This is a genomic window from Methanocalculus taiwanensis, assembly GCF_024372745.1.
In the GTDB taxonomy this organism is placed as follows: domain Archaea; phylum Halobacteriota; class Methanomicrobia; order Methanomicrobiales; family Methanocorpusculaceae; genus Methanocalculus; species Methanocalculus taiwanensis.
On the sequence record NZ_VOTZ01000050.1, the window covers coordinates 1 to 3,440 of the forward strand.

Consider the following 3,440-nt stretch of genomic DNA (forward strand, 5'->3'; position numbering starts at 1 on the left):
AGGCCCGTGACGAGATGTTTGCCGGGATGAAGAATGAGGACAAGGTGCGTGACAGAACCGGTCTTGGTGCAATGGATCGCGAACTCTCGCTCTATGAGATCGCACAGATGACCCGTGCGGGAACGGCGAAGACGCTTGGTCTCTCCCACATGTATGGGTCACTGACACCCGGTCTTGAAGGCGATGTCGCCGTCTATGACTACAACCCCGAGACCGCATCAGATCCGGAATCGATCGAGTCAGCATTCGGCAATGCCGCGTTCCTCTTCAAGCAGGGTGAGCTGATCATCAATGAAGGCGAGATCGTTTCCAACGGCAACAAGAGGACACTCTGGGTGAATGTGAAGACAAACGAGAACGCACAGGTCGAGCGCGATATCGCCCTGAAGTTCAACAAGTTCTACACGGTCTCACAGAAGAACTACGAGGTGTATGCACACCACTATGTGCCCAACCCGTACGTATTCGAGATCGATGCAACACAGTGAGGTGGGTGAAGAATGGATACTGTAACATTAACCATCAAAGAACAGCCCCCGCTGTACCTTGAGGCTGAGGTCTTCAACCCAGATGCACTTGCGGGCAAGAAAGCCGATGAGATCGCAGAACTCCCCCTTGCAATGGGAAATACAACCTGCAAAGTTGGAGACTACTTTACTGTCACCGGAAACGGTGGAGCAACCGCAGCAGAGACGAAAGTCGTCGTAAACGGAGATCTCATAAAAGTAAAGTACATCGGCGCACACATGAGTGCCGGTGAAGTGGTCATCAACGGCAATGCCGATATGTATGTCGGTGCCTGGATGACCGGCGGAAAGATCACTGCCAAAGGCAATATCGGCCACTTTGCAGCCACTGCCATGAAGGGTGGAGAGATCCTCGTTGAAGGCAATGCAGGCAACTATCTGGCCGCCGCATACCGTGGCGACTGGAGAGGAATGCAGGGCGGGAGGATTCACGTCAAAGGCAATGCTGGATCAGACATCGGCTATTACATGATGGGCGGAGAGATCGTCGTCGACGGCAATGTCGATGTCCATGTCATGACCCACGCAGATGGCGGAAAGACTGTCATCAAAGGCAATGCCAAGAGCCGCCTCGGCGGGCAGATGGTTCGGGGAGAGATCTATCTCTTCGGCTCCGTCGATGTCATGATGCCCGGATATAACTATGTCGGAGATGTCGAGCTTGAGGTTGAGGGCGTCAAAGCAAAATTCGCGGAGTACATCGGCGACACCGGTGAACGGCACCCCAAATCCAAGGGCCAGATGATCTACGGCAAAATCTATAAGAAGAAGTAATCCCCTTTACTACTCTTCTCTTCTTTTTTTTGAAAATTCAAGGGAATATCTTTCCGTTTCATCTTGAATGACTATTACCTGCACAGGGTTGTTTCACAAGCGATTTTTTTGATATTATAACTCCCTGGTGACTAGCACCATCAGAGTCACGTATATTTCACAGATTCGCGGGAAGCGAGGGGTGCTATTTATTCAGTTTAAAAATATCCAGAATAATAAAATTTTTTAGCATTTCAACACTTTTTTGAAGATAATTTTGGCAAAAGTGATAAAATAGAGAGTTATATATGAAAAATTAACTTCGTTTTCATAACAAATAATAACTTTACACCATTAACATCAGGTCATCCACGCAATATCCAGCCAGCAATTAACCAAATAAATCATCCTAATACGCAAATTAAGCTCAATTTAGTTAATTAGATATAATTAACTTATATCCTAAATTGATCACGAAGATTTATCTGTGTCATTTCACAACATATCAGTAATCGATTTTAATCGATAGAAAGGCTGGTGTATGATAGCATGGCGTTTGCAATGCATATCAATTTGGAGCGTTGTACTGGTTGTAACAATTGTGTTGTTGCATGCCCGGTAAACGCATTGGAGCTGTACACCGTTGATCCGGTCACAAAAGACAAGATCTATGGTGTTCGGGACGGAAAGGCGATTGTTCTTGACGTCAATAACGAGCTCTGCGCCGGATGCGGCGTGTGCGTTGAGGCATGTCCCTACAATGTTATTAAACTGGTAGGACCGTGGGAGACTAACCGGGCGCCCGCTCAGGGTGTCGGAGCTCACCACTAATTGGAGGAGAAGAGAGGGATTCATCAATGGCTATGAGCAATTTGTTTCCAAAATTCTCCAGGACAAGAGATGGCGTGAAAGTCGTGATGGAGCAGAGGCTCCTTCAGCAGACGAACCACCTGATCTTAGACAGCGAAACCTGCACGGGATGCGGCATATGTGTCGAAGCCTGCCCTGAAGAGGCAATCTCTCTGGGACTGGTCGGAGCCGTTCGCAGAGGAGCAGTTTCAACCGACGTAGATGCACCAGTGAGCATCGAAGCGGAGAAATGCTCGTACTGTGGCGTCTGCGTCATCATGTGCCCGTTCAATGCGCTGACCCTGGAGATCGACGGCGAGGAGAAACTCCCGATTCTTGAGAAGGAAGGGTTTCCACAGTACGATATGGTCACCGAGATCGATGACGAGAAGTGTGTCCGGTGTACTATCTGTGATGAGGTCTGTCCCAGAGAAGCGATCGACCGCGATGTTCCATTATTTGAAGGAGCAGACGATGAAGGGCTTGACAGACAGAAAGCACTCACCGCAAAGACCGAGTTTACGGTTGATGACGAGAAGTGCAATCTCTGTGGCATTTGTGGTGCACTCTGCCCCGCAATCATGGTAGAGCACAAACCATTCACCCCCGCGACCGGAACAGTGGAAGGCGAGGTTGTCTGGAATGAAGATCTCTGCGATGCATGCCAGGTCTGTGTCGAGGCATGTCCTGAAGAGGCGATCACCGTTGTAAGGACGGTTGAATCCAAGAAACTGCCCGGTAAGGTTACTATCGTCTCAGAAGACTGCTGTACCTGCACATGGTGTTCACAGAACTGTCCTGAAGAGGCGATCACTGTCGAGAAGATATTCGAGGGAGATATCACCTTCAATGCAGAGAAATGCCCCTCAGGATGTTCAACCTGTGTCGAAGTCTGCCCCTGCAATGCGATTTATCTGCCGACACCGAAGCCTGCAAAGGAGCTGAAACGCGAGCTTGAACCGGTGATTGCAGTCAATAAAGATTATTGTATGCTCTGTGGCGCCTGCGTGAACGCCTGCCCCGGCGAGGATATTATTGTCCTGAAGAGGACAGGCATCCGGGTCAAAGGCAAAGAGACCGATCTGTTCAAGACGATCAAAGCAAAGCTTCTGACTTCACGGACTTCACAGGTCAGGGAAGATGTAAACAAGGCCGGAGAGGTTCAGCTGAAGAGAATGGAGACGGCGTGAGGTTTCATTATGGCAAAAGCAAAGGGTTACTCCGATGAAAACCTGTCTGTCCGTCTGGCAGACCGGTATTACCGCACAGATGATGCATCCCCTGATTTCCTCAAGAATATTGAAAAAATAG

The 3,440-nt window shown here is 49.1% G+C and carries 4 protein-coding genes; all 4 read left to right on the plus strand.

The window, feature by feature from the left end; all coding sequences use genetic code 11:
• On the plus strand, window positions 1–488 hold a 488-nt coding region (locus FTO68_RS11650; RefSeq protein WP_255333583.1), incomplete at its 5' end, for an amidohydrolase family protein.
• 12 nt (window positions 489–500) lie between these two features.
• Window positions 501–1,301, plus strand: coding sequence for a formylmethanofuran dehydrogenase subunit C (locus tag FTO68_RS11655; protein WP_255333584.1), 801 nt, complete (start codon window positions 501–503; stop codon window positions 1,299–1,301).
• 528 nt (window positions 1,302–1,829) lie between these two features.
• On the plus strand, window positions 1,830–2,111 hold the full coding sequence (locus FTO68_RS11660; RefSeq protein ID WP_255333585.1) for a 4Fe-4S binding protein: 282 nt from the start codon (window positions 1,830–1,832) through the stop codon (window positions 2,109–2,111).
• A gap of 32 nt (window positions 2,112–2,143) precedes the next feature.
• Window positions 2,144–3,319, plus strand: coding sequence for a 4Fe-4S binding protein (locus FTO68_RS11665; RefSeq protein WP_255333586.1), 1,176 nt, complete (start codon window positions 2,144–2,146; stop codon window positions 3,317–3,319).
• Window positions 3,320–3,440: the final 121 nt, after the last annotated feature.

Excerpts from the sequence above, each read along its gene's own strand:
- FTO68_RS11655 (WP_255333584.1), top strand. The coding sequence starts at position 501 with ATGGATACTGTAACATTAACCATCAAAGAACAGCCCCCGCTGTACCTT.
- FTO68_RS11660 (WP_255333585.1), top strand. The coding sequence starts at position 1,830 with ATGGCGTTTGCAATGCATATCAATTTGGAGCGTTGTACTGGTTGTAAC.
- FTO68_RS11665 (WP_255333586.1), top strand. The coding sequence starts at position 2,144 with ATGAGCAATTTGTTTCCAAAATTCTCCAGGACAAGAGATGGCGTGAAA.